The 19,630-nt window shown below is 37.8% G+C and carries 14 protein-coding genes and 1 riboswitch; of the genes, 10 read left to right on the top strand and 4 right to left on the bottom strand.

Features of this window, described 5'->3' with window-relative positions; all coding sequences use genetic code 11:
- Complete coding sequence (helD, locus tag HOO54_RS18440; RefSeq protein WP_172297835.1) at nt 1-2,331, top strand: RNA polymerase recycling motor HelD; 2,331 nt, start codon at nt 1-3, stop codon at nt 2,329-2,331.
- 5 nt (nt 2,332-2,336) lie between these two features.
- Here the strand turns inward: helD and HOO54_RS18435 are convergent, their stop codons facing one another.
- Complete coding sequence (locus tag HOO54_RS18435) at nt 2,337-2,783, bottom strand: DUF5412 domain-containing protein (RefSeq protein ID WP_216664804.1); 447 nt, start codon at nt 2,781-2,783, stop codon at nt 2,337-2,339.
- Nucleotides 2,784-2,904: 121 nt separating this feature from the next.
- Between HOO54_RS18435 and HOO54_RS18430 the strand changes: the two genes are divergently transcribed.
- Together HOO54_RS18430 and HOO54_RS18425 are read left to right on the top strand one after the other, a co-directional pair.
- Nucleotides 2,905-3,765 carry an ROK family protein gene (locus HOO54_RS18430; protein WP_172297833.1) on the top strand — a complete coding sequence of 287 codons (861 nt, stop codon included), beginning with the start codon at nt 2,905-2,907 and terminating at the stop codon, nt 3,763-3,765.
- A 25-nt stretch (nt 3,766-3,790) separates the two neighbouring features.
- Nucleotides 3,791-4,630: an aldo/keto reductase gene (locus HOO54_RS18425; protein WP_172297831.1), complete on the top strand. Its 840-nt coding sequence runs from the start codon at nt 3,791-3,793 to the stop codon at nt 4,628-4,630.
- 81 nt (nt 4,631-4,711) lie between these two features.
- Here HOO54_RS18425 and HOO54_RS18420 read toward each other — a convergent pair whose 3' ends face one another.
- The gene (locus HOO54_RS18420; protein WP_172297829.1) at nt 4,712-6,139 is read right to left on the bottom strand and encodes an MDR family MFS transporter; all 1,428 of its coding nucleotides are present in this window, start codon (nt 6,137-6,139) and stop codon (nt 4,712-4,714) included.
- A gap of 131 nt (nt 6,140-6,270) precedes the next feature.
- Nucleotides 6,271-8,127: an LTA synthase family protein gene (locus HOO54_RS18415; RefSeq protein ID WP_172297827.1), complete on the bottom strand. Its 1,857-nt coding sequence runs from the start codon at nt 8,125-8,127 to the stop codon at nt 6,271-6,273.
- Between the two features lie 302 nt (nt 8,128-8,429).
- Nucleotides 8,430-8,606, top strand: a riboswitch (Lysine riboswitch).
- Nucleotides 8,607-8,713: 107 nt separating this feature from the next.
- On the opposite strand from HOO54_RS18415, the gene HOO54_RS18410 reads away from it, so the two are divergent.
- Together HOO54_RS18410 and HOO54_RS18405 are read left to right on the top strand one after the other, a co-directional pair.
- Nucleotides 8,714-10,108: an amino acid permease gene (locus HOO54_RS18410; RefSeq protein WP_172297825.1), complete on the top strand. Its 1,395-nt coding sequence runs from the start codon at nt 8,714-8,716 to the stop codon at nt 10,106-10,108.
- A gap of 198 nt (nt 10,109-10,306) precedes the next feature.
- Nucleotides 10,307-12,520: a non-ribosomal peptide synthetase gene (locus HOO54_RS18405; protein ID WP_172297823.1), complete on the top strand. Its 2,214-nt coding sequence runs from the start codon at nt 10,307-10,309 to the stop codon at nt 12,518-12,520.
- Between the two features lie 95 nt (nt 12,521-12,615).
- On the opposite strand, the gene HOO54_RS18400 is transcribed toward HOO54_RS18405, so the two are convergent.
- A complete protein-coding gene (locus tag HOO54_RS18400; protein WP_172297821.1) occupies nt 12,616-13,536 on the bottom strand; it encodes a DMT family transporter in 921 nt (306 codons plus the stop codon).
- A 230-nt stretch (nt 13,537-13,766) separates the two neighbouring features.
- Between HOO54_RS18400 and HOO54_RS18395 the strand changes: the two genes are divergently transcribed.
- The 5 genes from HOO54_RS18395 (at nt 13,767) to HOO54_RS18375 (ending at nt 19,355) form a co-directional block, all read left to right on the top strand.
- Nucleotides 13,767-14,828, top strand: coding sequence for a FecCD family ABC transporter permease (locus HOO54_RS18395; RefSeq protein ID WP_172297819.1), 1,062 nt, complete (start codon nt 13,767-13,769; stop codon nt 14,826-14,828).
- Nucleotides 14,829-14,848: 20 nt separating this feature from the next.
- On the top strand, nt 14,849-15,847 hold the full coding sequence (locus HOO54_RS18390; protein ID WP_375335845.1) for a FecCD family ABC transporter permease: 999 nt from the start codon (nt 14,849-14,851) through the stop codon (nt 15,845-15,847).
- Nucleotides 15,848-15,864: 17 nt separating this feature from the next.
- Nucleotides 15,865-16,665: an ABC transporter ATP-binding protein gene (locus HOO54_RS18385; protein WP_172297817.1), complete on the top strand. Its 801-nt coding sequence runs from the start codon at nt 15,865-15,867 to the stop codon at nt 16,663-16,665.
- Nucleotides 16,666-16,887: 222 nt separating this feature from the next.
- Nucleotides 16,888-17,613 (top strand): response regulator transcription factor, encoded by a 726-nt coding sequence (locus HOO54_RS18380; RefSeq protein WP_172297815.1) that lies wholly within the window; start codon nt 16,888-16,890, stop codon nt 17,611-17,613.
- A complete protein-coding gene (locus HOO54_RS18375; protein ID WP_172297813.1) occupies nt 17,610-19,355 on the top strand; it encodes a HAMP domain-containing sensor histidine kinase in 1,746 nt (581 codons plus the stop codon). The genes HOO54_RS18380 and HOO54_RS18375 overlap by 4 nt, the downstream gene beginning before the upstream one ends.
- The last annotated feature ends 275 nt before the right edge of the window (nt 19,356-19,630 follow it).

The following is a 19,630-nucleotide window of genomic DNA, read 5'->3' as shown; positions in this document are numbered from 1 at the left end:
ATGCCGGAAATCGATCGAGAATGGCTTGAAGAAGAAAACCGAGTCAAAATGGTGTTAAAAGAATTGGAGAAAAAACTTCAATCTCTAAAGGAAAAGACTGGCGGATTAAAACATGACATCATTGATTTAAGAAAAAACTTCTGGGATGATGTCACACTGAATTTAGCCGATGAAAATGAAGCGGTTGAAACCTTTACAAGTATTAAACAGCAGGCAGAGCTTTTATCAGAAAGAGAAAGGAGTCATAAACAGTTTTATAGCCAAGTAAAAAAGCTTTTAAAAATAAAAGAATCTCCTTATTTTGGACGCATCGATTTTTTAGAAGAAGTCACTGAAAAAACCGAATCTATCTATATTGGACTTAGTTCATTGATGGATGAAAAAGAAGAACGTTTTTTGATCTATGATTGGCGGGCACCGATCTCCAGTTTGTATTACAATTATGTCCCTGGACCGGCTGAGTACGAAGTTCCTGAAGAAACGATTCACGGAACGATCGAGTTGAAAAGACAGTTTCTTATGAAGGCCGGTCGGTTGAAAGCGATGTTTAATACAGATATGGCAATTGGAGACGAACTTTTGCAGGAAGTGCTAGGGCACCAGGCTAATATTCAAATGAAAAGTATTGTCGCAACGATTCAAAAAGAACAAAATCAGATTATCCGAGATGAAAAAAGCCGTTATTTAATTGTGCAAGGGGCGGCAGGCAGCGGAAAAACCTCGGCAGCACTTCAGCGTGCCGCTTATTTGTTGTATCGAGGACGTGGAAAAATAGCAGCCGATCAAATGCTGTTGTTTTCTCCGAACCTTCTATTTAACAGTTATGTTGCCAATGTTCTACCTGAGCTTGGTGAGGAAAACATCCAACAGACAACATTTCAGGAATATTTAGAGAAACAACTTGGGAAGCAGATCATATGTGAAAATCCGTTTCAACAGTTGGAATATAGTTTGACAGCTTCAGAAAATAAAAACGGTCAGAAGCGATTGATATCAATTGAATATAAATCAAGTCTGGCATTTAAAAGTTATATTGACGATTATCTCACCTTTTTAGGAAATGGGAATTTGCTATTTAAAAATTTGACGTTTCGAGGGAAGAAAATTGTCACAGCTGAAGAGATTTCTATTTTCTTTCAATCACTTGATGTTTCAAGACCGCTTCTATATCGGATCGAACAAACGGCAAAATGGCTTTTACAAATATTAAAAGAGCAAGAAAAACGGCAAAGAAAAAAAGATTGGGTCATCGAGGAAATTGAGCTTTTGGATAAAGAGGATTATTTGAAAGCCTATAAACATCTTCAGGAAGAACAGCAGTTTGCGGAAAACACATTTGATGATTATGAAAGAGAACAAAACCTGCTCTCTAACATGATTGTCAACCAAAAGTTTAAACCACTAAAACAGGCGGTAAAAGCTTTGAACTTTCTTGATTTTAAGAAAGTTTATTTACAGCTTTTTTCAGGGTGGGCTACTCCAGATCTCAATCGGGACGATTGGAACCAGATTTGCTCATATACGAATCAAACGTTTTGTTTCACCCGATTACCATATGAAGATGCTATGCCATTTCTTTATCTGAAAAATCAGTTGAAAGACGGGAAAAAAAATACGATGATTCGTCATTTATTTATTGATGAAGCACAAGATTATTCACCTTTTCAATTTGCTTTCCTCAAAAGTTTGTTTCCTTCAAGTAAAATGACGATTTTGGGTGATGTAAACCAAGCCATTCTCGCCCATACACTACGCAAAAAAACCCTTCATTCGAAAGATATAAATGAGGTCGAGAAAACAAAGATCGTTCAATTAAGGCGGAGTTACAGGTCGACAAAAGAGATTGTCGAATTTACAAAGCGGCTTATCATGGGAGGCGATGAGATCGAACCCTTTAACCGAAGCGGTACAAAGCCAACATTGACCATTTCAAACCATGTCTCAGTACACCGAAACAAGATCGTTTCGCGAATCACCAATTTGCAAAAAAATGGGCAAAAGACCATCGCTATTATTTGTAAAACGGTGCAAGAATGTCATGAAGCAGCAAATCAATTAAAGAAGGATGTTACTTTCAAACTGATTGACAAAGAAACACGCATTTTTCAATCGGGTGTGTTGGTCATACCTGTCTATTTAGCGAAAGGGATCGAGTTTGATGCCGTCATCATCTATGACGGATCAAAAAAACAATATGGGCATGAAACGGAACGGAATCTGTTTTATACAGCTTGTACAAGAGCGATGCATGAACTCCACCTTTTTTCATGTGGTGAAGCAAGCCCATTTTTAAAAGATATTCCAAATGAGATGTATACAAGAAGAGAGTGAATAGCTTACTCTCTTCTCCAATCATATGTATCTGAACGTACATCAAGCACTCTATTATTGATGGACACATGGTTGTTGTCTTTCCAGGTGATGGTCGCTTTCTGTTCTCTGTAGCCCCAATAAATATTTTTTCGTTTACCATTCGAGACATTTAGCAATTCGCCTCTGATCGAATAAGCGACAGTTGCTCCGCCTTTATTGACTAGATAGATGTTTAGTTTATATTGTTGATTTGGAGATGTCGAAGATTGAATCCATTTGCCCTCTGGCAAATGATCCATTGAATAGAAATGGGTATATACGACATAGCTGCTGAGAACAGCAGCTGCAAGTAAAATGGCTAAAAGAATAAATAATATTTTTCGGTGAATGCTTTTTTTAAACGCTCGTAATTCAGGATCGTTCCAAATCCATTCTCTTTCAACAAGTATTAAAAGAAAGTGAACTTTCAACAGTTTTTTGAAAACACCGCAAGGTCATCTCTTAATGTTCTCTTTTGAGTTGCTTTCGATCTTTGACTCATTTATTATTCAATTAAAGACTAAAAACACATCAAAAGGAGTAAGTAAAATCATGAAATACTATGGTGCAATTGAGGCAGGGGGCACAAAATTTGTTTGTGCAATTGGAACAGAGACAGGAGAAATGATTGACAGACTGACAATTCCGACGGAAACACCTGAGGAGACGATTGACAGGCTGATTCCTTTTTTTGAAAAACATAAGCTTGAGTCATTAGGTGTTGGTTCGTTTGGTCCAATATCTGTGGATAAGGAAAGCGCTGAATATGGTTACATAACAAGTACGCCAAAATTGGCATGGAAGAACTATCCGTTTATTCCGGAACTGGAAAAAAGGCTCGGTATTCCTGTTTCTTTTACAACAGATGTGAATGCAGCAGCTCTTGGAGAAATCAAAAAAGGAGCGGCAAAGGGATTAAATAGCTGTTTATATATTACAGTTGGAACAGGGATAGGTGCCGGAGCGATTGTTGGTGGCGAACTGGTTCAAGGTGTGACACATCCTGAAATGGGCCATATTTTAATCAGACGCCATGAGCGTGATTCATTTAAAGGTAACTGCCCTTATCATGGGGAGTGTCTTGAAGGGATGGCAGCAGGTCCCGCGATTGAGAAGCGTTGGGGAAAACAAGGTAAAGACTTAGCGGATGTTCAAGAGGTATGGGAACTTGAAGCTGATTATTTAGCACAAGGGCTCATGCAATATATTTTAATTTTGTGCCCAGAAAAAATTATTATGGGTGGAGGGGTTATGAAGCAACAGCACTTATTTCCGCTCATTCGTGAAAAACTCACAACATATTTAAATGGATACCTCGATCTTCCTGATCTTGAACAATACATTGTCTCACCAGGTCTTGGAGATGACGCTGGTATTACAGGAGCGCTCATTTTGGCACAAACAGCCAAATAAATTTTTAAGAAAGGTGGTCATTCAAATGGTTAGCAGTTTGCAGGATACTGTCGAATTACATAATGGTGTGAAAATGCCTTGGTTTGGTCTTGGTGTTTTTAAAGTAGAAGAGGGCTCAGAAGCAATTGATTCTGTAAAAGCCGCCATTAAAAATGGCTATCGGAGTATTGACACGGCTGCCATTTACCAAAATGAAGAAGGTGTTGGCAAGGGAATTAAAGAGTCAGGCATTTCCCGTGAACAACTTTTCATCACTTCAAAAGTATGGAACAGTGATCAAGGATATGAGAAAACATTGGCCGCTTTTGATGAAAGTCTAAGAAAACTTGAGTGTGACTACCTCGATTTATATTTAATTCATTGGCCGGGAAAGGATAAATATAAGGAGACATGGCGTGCCTTAGAGAAACTTTATAAAGACGGCAGAGTCAGAGCTATCGGTGTTAGTAATTTTAATATCCATCATTTAGAAAGTTTATTGGAGGATGCGGAAATCAAACCGATGGTCAACCAGGTCGAATTTCATCCGAGATTGACCCAGCTTGAATTAAGAAGTTATTGTAAAAAGCATGGAATTCAAGTGGAAGCTTGGTCTCCTTTAATGCGGGGAAAACTGCTTGATCATGAAGTACTGTCTAAAATCGCTCATCAATACAATAAATCTGTTGCACAAGTCATTTTACGTTGGGATTTACAAAACGAAGTCATTACCATCCCGAAATCTATTAAAGAACCAAGAATTATTGAAAATGCGGATATTTTCGACTTTGAATTATCAAAGGATGATATGGAAAAGATCAATGCACTTAACAATAATGAGCGTGTAGGTTCAGATCCTGATTCGATGATGAAAGACTTTGAATAAAACATACCAAGCTTAAAACTAAGAAAAGGGCTGTCCAGTAAGTCGATTTTTGACGATTGGACGCCCTTTTCACGTTTATTCTCAAGAATTCTCATCAAATGCCAAATGATTTTTCGGTTGTTCTCTCCTCCGTTGATTTCGTTTAATAAACAATGAAAGAATTAAACCAAGTCCAGCTAAACCGGCGGCAGTCATAAAAGCCAAATTTACTCCATGGATCATCGCTGTTTCAGATCTTGGACCTGCTGGGTCGGTAAGAGCCCGCTGCGTCATAATCGTAATCAAAATAGCTGTCCCAATTGAACCTGCCATTTGTCTCATCGTATTGTTCATTGCTGTCCCGTGTGGAATTAAGTGGCGGGGAAGCTGATTCAGCCCTGCAGTGGTAACAGGCATTAACACCATGCCCATTCCAATCATTCGAATCGCATAAACGATAGACAAATAAGCAAAAGGAGTCGATTGTGAAAGTTGGCTTAATAACAATGTCGTGATAAAGATCGCTGTCAGTCCTGTGATACTTAAAATCCGTGCGCCGATTTTATCGAAAATTCTTCCGGTGATCGGTGACATTAAACCCATCGCAACAGCTCCGGGAAACAGCATTTTGCCTGATTCCATTGCAGAAAAGTGTCGCATATCTTGCATATAAATTGGAATAATAGTAGCCGCTCCGATCATTGCCATAAAAACGACCATTCCAATCATTGTTGCAAGGGTAAACATCGGGTATTTGAATACCCTGAATTCTAATATCGGTTCTTCTAGGCGAAGTTGTCTTCTAATAAACCAAACGAGTGCCACACTACCAAAGGCAAAGCTAGCTAACACATCAAAACTGGTCCATCCATCAACACCTGCACTGCCGAAACCAAACAAAATTCCGCCAAACCCTAATGAAGAAAGAATAATGGATGGTGTATCAAGCTTTGGTGATGTTTGTTCTGTTACATTTTTTAAAATAAAATAGGCTACAACCATGTCTATCACTGCAAAAGGTAGTAATAAATAAAACAAGACTTCCCATCGATAATGGTCAACTACCCAGCCTGACAAAGTCGGTCCGAGTGCTGGAGCAAATGCAATCACAAGCCCGACCATCCCCATTGCTGAACCGCGTTTTTCTTTTGGAAAAATTAAAAGAAGAACGGTTTGCATAAGCGGCATCATAATCCCTGCTCCAGCAGCCTGAACGATTCGTCCGACAATTAAAAATGGAAAGCTCGCTGACAAAGCGCAGATTAATGTTCCAGTACTGAATAAACCCATCGCTGTCATAAATAATTTTCTCGTCGTAAATTTCTCAATTAAAAAGGCTGTCACTGGAATCATAATCCCATTAACAAGCATAAAAATGGTTGTCAACCATTGAGCGAGATTCGGAGTAATCTGCAAATCTCTCATTATTGGTGGAATGGCGGTTGTTAACAGTGTCTGATTTAAAATCGCAATAAAAGTTCCAGTAATCAGAACAGCGACGATCGGCAAATGATTTGTTGTTTGTTTCATTCTAAAACCTTCTTCATTAAAATTTTAATATCACTTGATGAAATAATCGAGACCCGAAATAAAATGCAAGTCATAAGGGTAACAAAGGTTTAAAAACCCCATGCTACCCGCTAAACAACCTTATAGCTGAATTATTTTTGATAAAACCTTAGTAAGTCCCCATTAATAATCTGATCTGATAAGGAGAGTTCTTCATTCGCCTTTTCTCTCAAATCGCTGATTTCATTTTTTGTATTTTCAATAGCTCCCGTTTTTTGATTGTAAAGCGTATTTTTTGTATAGATGTAGTCATCCGTAATGAAATTTCCATTTCTTAGGACGACAAAAGGTTTTCTTTCTTCTGAAAAAAGATCATGACCAAAATGAATCATTCCTTTTGTGTTAATTCCCAGTAAATGAAGCAATGTTGGCTTGACATCGATTTGACCGCTTGGTTCAGAAATGATTCGCGGTTTTTTATCTGTAATACCAGGAATGTGAATGATCAATGGAACTCTCTGCAGCTGAATCGTATCATATGGTGTCATTTCTGCTTTTCCTAAAAGTTGACCCAGCGCTTCTTGATGTGCTTCAGAAATACCATAATGGTCCCCCATAAAAACAATCACCGAATCATCATAAAGCCCGTTTTGTTTCAGTTCTTCAATAAAATGTTTTAACGATTCATCTTGATAACGAACTGTTGTCACATAACGGTTTAATACTTCACTTTCTGAATCATATTCATCAATAAGCTTATCCTTGTCATCAATTTGAAACGGAAAGTGGTTGGTCAGTGTGATCAAGTTACTGTAAAACGGTTTTGATAAATGTTTCATCATCTCCGCAGATTGAGTTAAAAACTCCCGATCTTTCAGTCCCCAACCTGTTGATTGAGCAGCCGTCACTTTAAAATGTGTGACATCGAAAAAACGGTCAATTCCAAGTGCTTTGTACATGACATCCCTGTTCCAGAACTTTTTGTTGTTGGCATGAAACACTGAGGTATTGTAATCGTTTTTTGCCAATGTTTTGTACAGGGAATGATACTGGTTCTCACTTTTTGTGAAAAAGACCGAGCCGCTTAAAGACGGGTAAAGCGAGTTGGCAATAATAAACTCGGAATCTGATGTTTTTCCTTGTTCAGTCTGCTGGTAAAAATGATCGAAATAATAACTTTGCTTTATAAACCGATTAAGAAACGGTGTGATTTCTTTTCCATTGACTTTTTGATGAATGACAAAGTTTTGCGTCGATTCAAGCGTAACGAAAATGACATTGCGCCCTTTTGCAATGCCAAACATGTCTTTGTTTGGCTTATTGTAATCCGAGTCTGTGTAGTTTTTAATCGTTGCCAAGTTGTCTTCATCAGCAATTGCTTTTTGTGTTAAAAGAAATGTCTGTGAGATTCCATCAAGGAGATGGAACGGGTATAAACCAATATTTTTAACAAGCATTTCCCTGTCAAAAGAGTAGGTTAACAATTTGGGCTGTTGAAACTCTGACAATGTGAGGTTAAACAGTGCAACTCCAAAAGCAGCCGTATAATAGATCTTGATTGCTTTTGCTGATCGTTTTACAGCGGTTCTTTTAAAGGTTTTTGAAAGCCATAAGAGCAGACCTAAATCTAAAAAAAGAACAATATAAAGAGGATTGAACAGCTCTTGAAAACTGCTTCCAAGTCCACCGATGTTTTTTGCCTGAAACAGCACAGGAATCGTTATAAAATCAATATAGAAACCATAAAAAATACTATTTGAGATGAGGATGCCAGTCAGAATAAAATTGGCTCCGATTAAAAACAGTCGCTGTGTTTTTTCACGGAAAAAGAGGCTGATGCCAAATACGGGAATGAGAAAGCTGATCGGGTTTATAAAGAGTATCAGCTCTTCTAGTCCATTGTTCATTTGTAAATGAAAGCCCAGTTTGTAGATGAAATACGTTTTCATCCACATGAAAAAAACAGAAAAGCATAAAAACCACTGCTTTTTAAAAAAATGTTCTTTCATTGAAAAATAGCTCCTCACATTAAAATCCAGCTTTAAGTTTAACCTACTAAAAAAAACTTCGTCTGGCAAATATCACGCGATCATGAGTTCCTTGTCTTTACTACATAATTAAAAATGATAACAGGAGATGTTAAGACCATCAAGAATCCGAATATTTGTTCTTATTTGATTATACTCACATTATTCGTTACATCGCAACATAACTGTCAATGAGCTTTTCCACCTGTTCCCTTTGACAGAATGCACATTCTTTGGTAATCTTCCATAAGTATATATATGAAAAAATCCTCACTCTTAACTCTTAGTGAGGTAGAGGTTGCGTGGATGATGAGTCACATATGTGAGGTTGATGGAGCCTGTGATCATGTGTAAAAGGCATCAGCGCCGAAGCATAAAGAAGCCATTCCTTCTTTGTGCTGGGCCTGCATTGAAGAAGTGTAGGACTGCCGCGGGTTTTCTCGCGGAGGGCTATCCGGAGATCAAGAGTGTATGTTAACTTTAGCATGGACTGTTGTTCATGCTTTTTTATGTTTAGATCTCACGGTCTGGTCCGGCATATTTTAAAAATGCTCGGAGGTATTCTACTATGGAACAGACAAAAAAATGGGGCTTCTGGCTATTAACGGCATTCGTTGTCGGGAATATGATAGCTTCAGGAATATTTATGCTCCCAAGTACGCTTGCACAAAAGGCAAGTCCACTCGGCGTAACGATGGCTTGGTTGTTGACAGGCGGTGGTGTGTTAATGATTGCATTTGTATTCGGACATTTATCAATTCGCCGACCTGATCTTAAAGCAGGTCCACAAAGTTATGCTAGAGCTTTATTCACCGATCGGAAAAAAGGAAATGCAGCAGGTTTTACTGTTGTATGGGGCTACTGGTTGGCAAGCTGGATTAGCAATGTGGCAATCATCACTAGCCTTGCTGGTTATTTGACCACATTTCTACCTATTTTAACTGACGGACGCGAACTGTTTAAACTTGGAGGTCGCTTTGTCACATTAGGACAGCTGATGACGTTTATCGTTTGTACAATCCTTCTGTGGGGGACCCATGCTATTCTTGTTACGAGTATAAATGGTGCTGGAAAGCTCAACTTTTTAACAACCTTTTCTAAAGTACTCGGATTTGTTCTGTTTATTGTTGCAGGTTTATTTGTTTTTCAGACTACATTTTTTGATTCATTTTATTTTCCAGTTGAAGTAGATGGAAAAACAACCGGACTCGGTGGTCAAGTGTACAATGCAGCCATTTCAACGTTATGGGCGTTTGTTGGGATTGAATCAGCTGTTATCTTATCAGGGCGCGCCGCTTCACAGCGTGATGTAAAACGAGCTACAATTACCGGACTTTTAATCGCTCTCAGCATTTATATGATTATTACTTTTATTACAATGGGAGTCTTATCACAGGAACAACTTGCCCAATCTAATAAACCGTTCGTTGATGTATTAAATGTCATTATTGGTAATACCGGAAGTATTATTATGGCGATTCTTGCTATCATCTGTTTATTTGGTTCAATGCTCGGCTGGATTTTGGTCGGTTCTGAAGTTCCCCATCAGGCAGCTAAAGATGGTGATTTTCCTGTTTTCTTTGCAAAAACGAATAAAAAAGGCAGCCCTGTTAACTCACTCATTTTGACCAATCTGATGTCACAGTTGTTTATTTTTTCAGTGCTTTCAGGTACAATCAGTGAAGCCTTTCAATTTTTAACGACATCGGCAACACTAGCTTATTTAGTTCCATATCTCATATCGTCGCTTTTTTCACTGAAATTGATTATTAAAGGTGAAACTTACGATCAAATGAAAGGTTCGAGGATAAAGGATGGTGTGATCGCTGTTCTTGCTTTAGTCTATTCAACATTTGTTATCTTAACAGGTGTCTCTGATATGAAAACATTTATCCTTGGTATTGGTCTATTTTTTGTCGGTTTGATGATTTATCCTTTTATCTATCGTAAATTTCATTCCTAATAAGTAAAGTATCAGGAACTGATTCAGAAATTGAGTCAGTTCCTTTTTGTTGGCAAAAAAATTCAAAAAATCACAACAGTTATTAGGTTTTTTCTGTAAAAGTATGTATTAAAATAGAAATCAAGTACTGATAAGGATTATTTGTTAAATCTAGTAACGCGAGAGGATTTCAATCTACGAGGAAAGGGATAGATTCCATTGAAAACTCAACAAAGCAAGGCAAGTGATCAAATAATAACAAACTGTGAGCAAGAATTTTGGAAAAAATATCTTAGTGATTTTGAAGGTAAAACATCTTTACCTTGTGACTATCCAGCATACCTTGTTACATCCCCTGATTTTAAACATTTTTCATTTCAGATCAAAGGAGAATTTCCTGAATATTTCTTTCATTTCTTAGATTCCGAAAAAATAAAGTATGAAGATTTTATATATTCTGCTTGGGCTTTATTATTGCAAAATTATAATAATGTTGACGATACTATGTTCGGGATCTCTAACTCAAAAGGTGGATTTTCCCCGTTACGCATTCTAAACAAACATAAGCATGTACTTGATTTTTTAAAAGATACACAAGAAAACATTAGTTTAAGGAAGAAATTCGAGAATACGCCAATCAACTTGATTAAACGATTTACGGAGTGTAATGATGAACAACCAATATTTGATTCTATTGTTAAGTATTCCTATCAAGTTGTTGATGAGAATAATATCTCACTTGTTCTAAATATGGAAAATGGTGAAATCCTTAATTTTACCATGATGTATAATGCTAAATTATTTAAAGAAGACACAGTTTATCGTATGTCAGAACATTTTAAAAGAGTAATAGAACAAATGGTTTATACTCCATTAAAAAAGGTAACGGAAATTGAAATATTAACTGAAAAAGAAAAAGAGTTGATTCTTTATGGATTTAATAATAAAACTGTAAATTACGATCAACATTTAACCGTTGATCAATTTTTTGAAAACCAAGTTGAAAAAACTCCAAACGCTGTTGCTATTATTTGTGGAGATCGGAAAATAACCTATAAGGTATTAAATGAAAAAGCAAATCAATTAGCTAGAATTTTGAGAAATAAAGGGGTTAGGCCAGAACAATTTGTAGGGTTGATTGTAGAAAGGGATATTGAATTAATTATCGGAATGTTAGGTGTTTTAAAAGCAGGGGGATGTTATATACCCGTTGATCCTGCTTTTCCAAAAGAACGGATTCATTATATGTTTAAAAACGCTGATGTTAAGGTGTTGCTTACAAAAAGTGATTTAGATGTCGAAATTGATAAAATTAAGGAATATATCTATCTGGACGATGAATTCAATTATACAGAAGATACTTCTAATTTAAAGAAACTACATAATGTGAATAACCTGATGTATTGTTTATATACATCAGGATCTACTGGTCAACCTAAAGGGGTTGCAGTTGAACATCGAAATGTTGCTGGTTATATCCATGCCTTTAATCACGAGTTCAAAGTGACTTCCAATGATAAGATGATTCAACAATCAACAGTCTCTTTTGATATCTCTGTCGAGGAAATATATCCAATTTTATCATTTGGAGGAACATTAATTATTGCTAGAAAACATGAAGTTGAAAACATTCCACTGCTTTTAGAAGTCATGAACCAACATGGGGCAACAATGATAAGCGGATTTCCTTTATTATTAAATGAACTAAATAAATACCCTGTAGTTAAAACATTACGCACGGCTATAAGTGGTGGAGACGTTTTGAGAGAAGAGTATGTCGATAAACTTATTCAGCATGTGAAAATTTATAACACATATGGACCATCTGAAACTACATGTTGCATCAGTTATTATGAGTTTGTGAATAAATGTGATTTTAATATTCCGGTTGGCAAGACGATTGCAAATTATAAGGTTTATATTTTAGACAAGGATAAAAGACCGTTGCCTATAGGTGCTCCTGGTGAAGTTTGTATTGGAGGAGTAGGGGTGTCTCGAGAGTACCTGAATCGCTCTGATATTACGAGAGAACGGTATGTTGAAAATCCTTTTGTGCCTCACGAAACTATGTTCATATCCGGCGACTTAGCCAAATGGTTACCTGATGGTAATATTGAGTTTTTAGGGAGAATAGATGATCAAGTAAAGATACGGGGAAGAAGAACTGAACCTGCAGAAATACAACGTTTATTAATGAAACACAAAAATGTGAAAGAAGCATTTGTTTTAGCTCGAACAGATAAATACAATCATAAATACTTGACAGCATATGTAGTTGGGGATGAACTTCTTTCCGCAAAAGATTTGAAAGAACACTTAAATCACTATTTACCCCATTTTATGATACCATCTTACTTTGTACAATTAGATAAGTTGCCGCTTACAGCAAATGGGAAAATAGATAAACAAGCATTGGCTTATGTGATTGACTAACTAAATATTCTTTCTATACGATGAACGGGATTGTCCAAACTATAGGACAAGTCTCGTTCATTATATATACCTGTAAAAGTTCATTTTTAAAAAAACTATAAAGACTTTCTATGTACTCTTTCTTCATTTTGCATTGAAAGAAAGATAACAGTTATTATAATGATCACACTACCTAGACCTTGAAATATGCCAAAAGGTATATGAAGAAATCCGACTGATGATAATACGGCAATCATAGGTTCTGAGCAACCTAATAAACTTGCATCTTTTGGTGAAAGATATGACAGGCTTACAATATAAAGAGTGAATGAAATTAATGTACCAAATATAACAATAAAAATAATCAATCCCCATCCAATGATATCAAATTGTCCAATATTAATAGACAGTGGTGAAAACACAAATGAAATTCCAATTCCCCCAATTAACATAGACCACCCGACAACAATTAAAGATCCTTGTTCTTGGATAAGATGGGACGGATATATTGTATAAAATGCAACTGCACATCCTGAAAGTACTCCCCAGATGATGGCATTTGTTGAAACAGATAAGCCATCTAATGCTCCATTTGTCAAAAGAAGAAAGACTCCGCTTAACATAAAAAAAACTAGAAACAGATCAACTAAATTAGGGGAAACTGCTTTTTTAAAATATAAATACATTAAAATGAAGAATGGAGCTAAGTTTTGTAAAATTGTCGCCACTGCAGCATTCCCTTCTTCAATAGAAGCAAAGAATGTATACTGAACACCCAGTGAACCAAATATTGAAAATAGAATAAGACGAAAAGCTTGTTCTTTTACTAGCCAAATGTGAAATGCTTTCTTTACTCCTTGTGTTAAGGAAACATATATGAGGAGAATAATACCTGATAAGAGTAACCGTACTGATGCCAGCCAACCAGCTTCTGCTTGCTGCTGTTCAAATAGGTACTGGGCAGCTGTGCCTGATAGCCCCCAAAATGACGTCGCAACAATAACCATTAACATCCCTTTTATATGAAATTTGTTCATAATTACTCTCTTTTCCTGTTTTTCCATATTATAATTTAAAAAGAAATGAATTTCAAATTTTCTTTAAAATCTTATTCTTCTAGTGTATGAAAATAAGTTTGCGAATTGAATAGTCTGTTGGGATAAATTTTTACAGACAATCGTCATTAAAAAAAGTAGGTTTTATTCTATAAAGATTGTTATACTATATATTGAAAATGATAATCGTTATCAATGATATAGTGAAAGGAATGTCTTTTTTGGAGGTAGATGAGATTTATAACGAAAATGAGGCAGACCATCAACAACACATTGTCAGCCGTCCCCTTGGTGCAATGATTGTTCTAGGAGGTGGGTTATTGCTGTTGTTGGTTGGCGGGGCATTATCGATAATCCTTGGTGCTGCTGATCTAAAGCTAGGGACTGTTTGGGACGCGCTGTTTCATTTTAATTCTCAAAATACAGCACATCAGATTATTCAAGAGCTGAGGATGCCGAGAACAGTTAGTGCAATGCTTGTTGGTGCTTGTTTGGCTGTTTCTGGGGCGATTATGCAAGGCATGACAAGAAATTCACTGGCCTCTCCAGAAATCTTGAGTGTGACACACGGTTCTGCTTTTGCGATTGCCATTGCATTTGCGTTTTTTCCAGGGATATCATCGCTTGGACTGATGTTTTGGTCGTTTGCAGGGGCTGGTTTTGGTGCCCTGGTTGTTTTTGCGATCGGTTTGTTTTCACAAGGAGGTCTTACGCCTGTGAAGCTGGCTCTGGCTGGAATTGCAGTTGGAACGATGCTGAGCGCTTTATCATCGAGCATTGCGATCCATTTTGATGTGGCACGGGATGTGAGTTTTTGGTATGCAGGTGGAATCGCAGGTGTTAAATGGTCAAGTATTCAGCTTTTACTGCCTGCAGTCGTCCTTGGGTTGGTGCTTGTCTTAGTGATTGCCCGCTCGATTACAATTTTAAGCTTAGGAGAGGAACTGGCAAAAGGTCTTGGCCAATATACAACGGCAGTGAAAGTGATTGGAATAGGAGCGGTTGTGCTGTTGACCGGTGCAGCCGTGTCTGTAGCTGGAGCGATTGGCTTCATCGGTTTGGTCATCCCGCATATCACGCGCTTTTTAGTAGGAATTGATTACCGTTGGATCATTCCGTGTTCGGCAGTTTTAGGAGCTGTGCTTCTCATCTATGCTGATATCGTCGCAAGATTGCTCAATCCTCCTTTTGAAACACCAGTAGGAGCGGTGACAGCCCTTGTCGGTGTACCGTTTTTTCTCTATTTGGCCCGACATGATAGGAGGGGGCTATAATGGGGATGCTGAAGAAAAAAATGAACCGTACCCTCATGATCATGGGTCTTATCACAGTATTGATGGTTATGATATTTTTAATAAGTCTCAATACGGGTGAAATTCGAATCGCTCCGATCGATACGTTAAAAACGTTTGTTGGACTGGGGACAGCACAAGATGCACTTGTCTTGTTTGAATTCCGTCTACCACGTATGGCAGTAGCCATTCTGGTAGGGGCTGGAATTGCAGTTGCTGGTGCTGTCTGGCAAGGTGTTTCACAAAATGATCTAGCCGATCCAGGGATTCTAGGAATCAACTCTGGTGCAAGTTTTGCCGTTGTACTATTTATTTTCTTTTTTCAAGGGTCTCTCAATCATTTGCAATCGAACTTGGTGTTCTCTTTGCCGATATTTGCATTTTTGGGAGCTTGTTTTGCGATTGCTTTAATCTATTTTCTGGCTTGGAAAAAAGGGCTGAATCCGGTTCGCCTTGTTTTAGTTGGTATTGGAGTGAATGCAGCATTTGCTGCGGCAGTCTTAATGTTGCAGCTAAAGATGGACCCAAACGATTTTATGCAAGCGACCGTCTGGCTGTCGGGGAATATTTGGAATGCGAACTGGAACATCGCTATGGCAGTTTTTCCATGGATTATTGTCCTTATTCCATTTATCATCTATAAAGCTCGTTATTTGAATATCCTAAGTTTAGGGGATCAGATTGCAACCGGCCTTGGAACGGCTGTTGAAAAAGAACGGGCTATCTTGCTTCTATCAGCTGCTGCTCTTAGTGGTGCCTCTGTAGCAGCGGCGGGTAATATCACCTTTCTCGGGCTTGTTGCTCCACATATTGCGAGAAGGCTCGTTGGACCAAAACATCAGTTTTTGATTCCAACAGCAGCACTTATAGGAGCATTGCTCTTTTTGCTGGCTGACCTGATCGGACGAATGATTTTGGCACCTTCAGAAATTCCTGTAGGGCTCGTTATTTCTGTGTTAGGGGCGCCGTATTTTATCTATTTGCTGATGAAAACAAAGTAGAAAGGAAGGGTGGTAAAATGTCTCTTTCAACAAATGAACTCGGTATTGCCTACGGCGAGCAACTGATTGTCGAAAACTTAAATCTTGAGATTCCTAAAGGGAAAATTACGACATTAATCGGTCCAAATGGCTGTGGGAAATCAACAATTTTAAAAACTGCAGCGAGAATTCATCGTTCAAAGACAGGAGCCGTTTACTTAAATGGAAAGGCTATCCAACAAATGTCGACAAAAGCGATTGCCAAACAGCTGGCGATCTTGCCGCAAACACCTGAGGCACCAGGTGGTCTGACTGTATATGAACTTGTTTCATATGGTCGCTTTCCACATCAAAAAGGAATGGGCAGACTATCGGCAGAAGACCGGCGTATGATTGAATGGTCGCTTCATGTCACTGGAGTAGAGGCATTTTATAATCGGCCGCTTGAAGCTCTTTCGGGTGGACAACGCCAACGCGTTTGGATTGCCATGGCGCTTGCTCAAGAGACAGAATTATTGCTGCTTGATGAACCAACAACCTATTTGGATTTGGCTCATCAACTGGAAATTCTCAAGCTTTTAGAAAAACTCAACCGAGATGAAGGGCGAACAATTTTGATGGTCATCCATGACTTGAATCATGCAGCTCGTTTTGCACATCATATGGTCGCATTAAATGGTGGCACAATTATACAAGAGGGAACACCGCATGAAGTGATGAAAAAAGAAGTTTTGAAAAAAGTTTTTCAAATTGATGCGGTCATCGTAGAAGATCCGCATACAGGTAAACCGGTATGTTTGACCTATGATCTTATCCAAAGGGATATGGTAACAAACTAGCAATTGGCTGGAGCTTTCTAAAAAGTCATCAGGAAGAATTGGTTAGAATTCTGCGGGAACAGCCCGCGGAAAGCGAGCAAATTCCCCAATTTTTATTTATCCACACTATTTTCAGGACACCTTCTTTTATTTTTTTTTACTAAAAATAATGGCTATCAATAAAATTGATGGTAAGATGATGGATGATAGACAAAAAGAAATAGAAAGAAAGGAAAGAATAGAGTGGAGAAAGCAAGGATTTTAATTGTTGATGATGAAGATGCGATTGTTCAAATGGTAAGGCGTGTCCTCAAGAAAGAAGGTTTCACTCAAATATTAACGGCAAATCGTTCTGAAGAAGCTTTAGAAATCGTAAAAAAGGAAACCATAGATTTAATTCTTCTCGATGTCATGATGCCGGGACAGACCGGTTTTGAAGTTTCCCCTCACATTCGCCGTTTTACAAATGCACCGATCTTTTTTCTGACCGCAAAAACATCCGATCTTGATAAATTATCTGGATTTGATTGTGGAGCGGATGACTATATTACAAAACCTTTTAATCCGCTTGAGTTGATTGCTAGAATCAGGGCACATTTAAAAAGGACTTATCAGGAAAAAGACGAGGCTATAGCGGTAAAAACATCATATGAATATGAGCGCTTTACGTTTTATCCAGACTTTGCTGAGCTAGTTGTTGACGGAGAAATTGTCGGATGTTCAGCACAGTTGCTCCAGCTTCTACAATACTTTTGTGACCATCCAAACATCGTACTCTCAAAAGACCAAATCTACGAAAATGTATGGGGAGTTCCTTCATATGGTGACAGTAACACTGTCATGGTCCATATTCGAAAATTAAGAGAAAAAATTGAAAAAGACCCGAGTAATCCTGATTACATTGTGACAATCCGCGGATTAGGATACAAATTTATTCCTATTATGGCAAGAAAAGAGATTAGGAGATGAAGCTTAGGGGAAAGTTAATTATTCATTTTGTCGGCCAGATCTTCATTATATTATTGCTTGTTCTTGCTGTTTTATCCTTATCTCTCATTTTCTTTACATTACGCTTTAGTCAGAGTGAAGCTGATGCAGGTTTGGCGAAAGCTAATTCAGACACGTTTGAATCATGGATCTCTATTGATGATGATGGCAATTGGCAAATGGAAGATATTTTAAAAACAGCAATTAATAAGCAAGATGGCTGGTTGCAGATCTTAAATAAGCAAGAAGAAACCGTCTATTCTTATCACCTTCCTCATGACATTCAAAAAAAATATCAGAGAGAAGAACTGCTCACCGTCTTTGAAAACAAGAAAGTTAAAGATTACAAAGTGAATTATTGGTCGGCAAATTTTAATGATCATGACTATATCATTCTGTTTGGATGGGAATCTAAAAGCGATAAAATTTTGTCTCATTTACTGAGAGAAGAAAAAGATGTCAAGACACTGTCTTCTTACAAAAAAAGCTCTCTTCAATTCATTAAAGAAAACAAGGGATCTGTATATGTGTTTAATATAAAAGGTCAGCTAATAGACTCCTTAAATGCGAATATTGATTATAGTGAAGGCATTAATGAATTAGAGCTCCTAAAATATGAATCAAAACCATGGAATTATGCACATGAGTTTTCATATCAACGTGTAAGTGATACAGAATGGATTGTCACAGCGACGGCAAATCCAATATTTAACCCTGATCATGAATTCAATCGTTCAATGATTGGCTTGGCTTTAAAAGTTGTTCTGATCGTCATCGGCAGTTTACTCTTATTTATGATAGGAATGACACTCTGGTACTCGTTCCGATTTGGTATGCCAATCATCCATACGATTAAATGGATTGTCAATCTATCTAAAGGGCATTTTGAAGAGCCGAAGAACCGAAAAGGCTGGCCGAAAAGCATGAATAAAAAAAGGAAAAGAAAACAGCCTTACCGACTGTTTACTGAAGTATTCGATTCGATGGAGCAATTGACTGAAACATTAAAGGAAAATGAACAAAATCGCAAAAAAATCCAGACGACGAGAGAAGAATGGATCGCAGGGCTATCACATGACTTAAAAACACCGCTGAGCACAATCTATGGGTACAGCATGATGCTTGAATCTCCCCAATACGATTGGACAAAAGAAGAAATTAGTGAAATCGGTCAAGTGATGAAAGAAAAATCAAGTTACATGTCACAGTTAATCGAAGATCTAAATTTAACGTATCGATTAAAAAATGCAGCACTTCCAATTAAACGGAAAACTGTCAGATTAGTGCCGTTTTTAACGCGCTTTGTAGAGGAATTTAACCGCTACCCGTTTTCTGAAGGCTATGATGTGTCTTTTGTTTATCAATGTGAAGATACTGAGTTTTCAATTGATCAGGGGTGGTTTAGACGGATTTTGGAAAACCTCCTTGCCAATGCGGTTAAACATAATCAAAAAGGCACGAAAATCAAAATTTCACTTGAAGAAACGCAGCAGTATGTCATACTTCGGATTCAGGACAATGGAATTGGGATGGATTCGAAAACCGTTTCTAATTTATTTAACCGTTATTACAGGGGAACACATACTACAGATTCAACCGAAGGGAGCGGGCTAGGTTTGGCCATTGCTCTTGAGCTTGTCCACCTTCATGACGGATCTATCGAGGTTGACAGCAGAACCGGGGAAGGAACGGATATTACGATGGAGTTTAAGAAACAAAGCTAGTTTCATCAGTCGGAGCTATCTAAAAAGTCCTTTTTCAACATAAATCAGGGGGAATTGCGAGACTCCTGCGGAAACAGCTGCGAGGAGGCTCGCGGATCGCCCGCGGAAAGCGAGCAAATTCCCCAATTTTTATTTATCCATACGACTTTCAGGACACCACCTCTTTGATCACGCATATACAGCACGAAACAGTTATAGTATAATAATTCCGAAAAAAGGTATAGTAGGTGTGAATAGCTGAGAGTGCGTCTGCATCTTTACTCAGAGTAAAGGTG

Origin of the sequence: Bacillus sp. WMMC1349 (assembly GCF_013155385.1) — a bacterium.
Lineage (GTDB): Bacteria > Bacillota > Bacilli > Bacillales > Bacillaceae > Bacillus.
Note: the sequence above shows the minus strand (reverse complement) of the source record. Positions and strands in the feature narration are given on the sequence as shown.

Bases quoted from the DNA above. Each gene is read 5' to 3' on its own strand.
- helD (WP_172297835.1), top strand. From the start codon at position 1: ATGCCGGAAATCGATCGAGAATGGCTTGAAGAAGAAAACCGAGTCAAA.
- HOO54_RS18430 (WP_172297833.1), top strand. From the start codon at position 2,905: ATGAAATACTATGGTGCAATTGAGGCAGGGGGCACAAAATTTGTTTGT.
- HOO54_RS18425 (WP_172297831.1), top strand. From the start codon at position 3,791: ATGGTTAGCAGTTTGCAGGATACTGTCGAATTACATAATGGTGTGAAA.
- HOO54_RS18420 (WP_172297829.1), bottom strand. From the start codon at position 6,139: ATGAAACAAACAACAAATCATTTGCCGATCGTCGCTGTTCTGATTACT.
- HOO54_RS18415 (WP_172297827.1), bottom strand. From the start codon at position 8,127: ATGAAAGAACATTTTTTTAAAAAGCAGTGGTTTTTATGCTTTTCTGTT.
- HOO54_RS18410 (WP_172297825.1), top strand. From the start codon at position 8,714: ATGGAACAGACAAAAAAATGGGGCTTCTGGCTATTAACGGCATTCGTT.
- HOO54_RS18400 (WP_172297821.1), bottom strand. From the start codon at position 13,536: ATGAACAAATTTCATATAAAAGGGATGTTAATGGTTATTGTTGCGACG.
- HOO54_RS18395 (WP_172297819.1), top strand. From the start codon at position 13,767: ATGTCTTTTTTGGAGGTAGATGAGATTTATAACGAAAATGAGGCAGAC.
- HOO54_RS18390 (WP_375335845.1), top strand. From the start codon at position 14,849: ATGAACCGTACCCTCATGATCATGGGTCTTATCACAGTATTGATGGTT.
- HOO54_RS18385 (WP_172297817.1), top strand. From the start codon at position 15,865: ATGTCTCTTTCAACAAATGAACTCGGTATTGCCTACGGCGAGCAACTG.
- HOO54_RS18375 (WP_172297813.1), top strand. From the start codon at position 17,610: ATGAAGCTTAGGGGAAAGTTAATTATTCATTTTGTCGGCCAGATCTTC.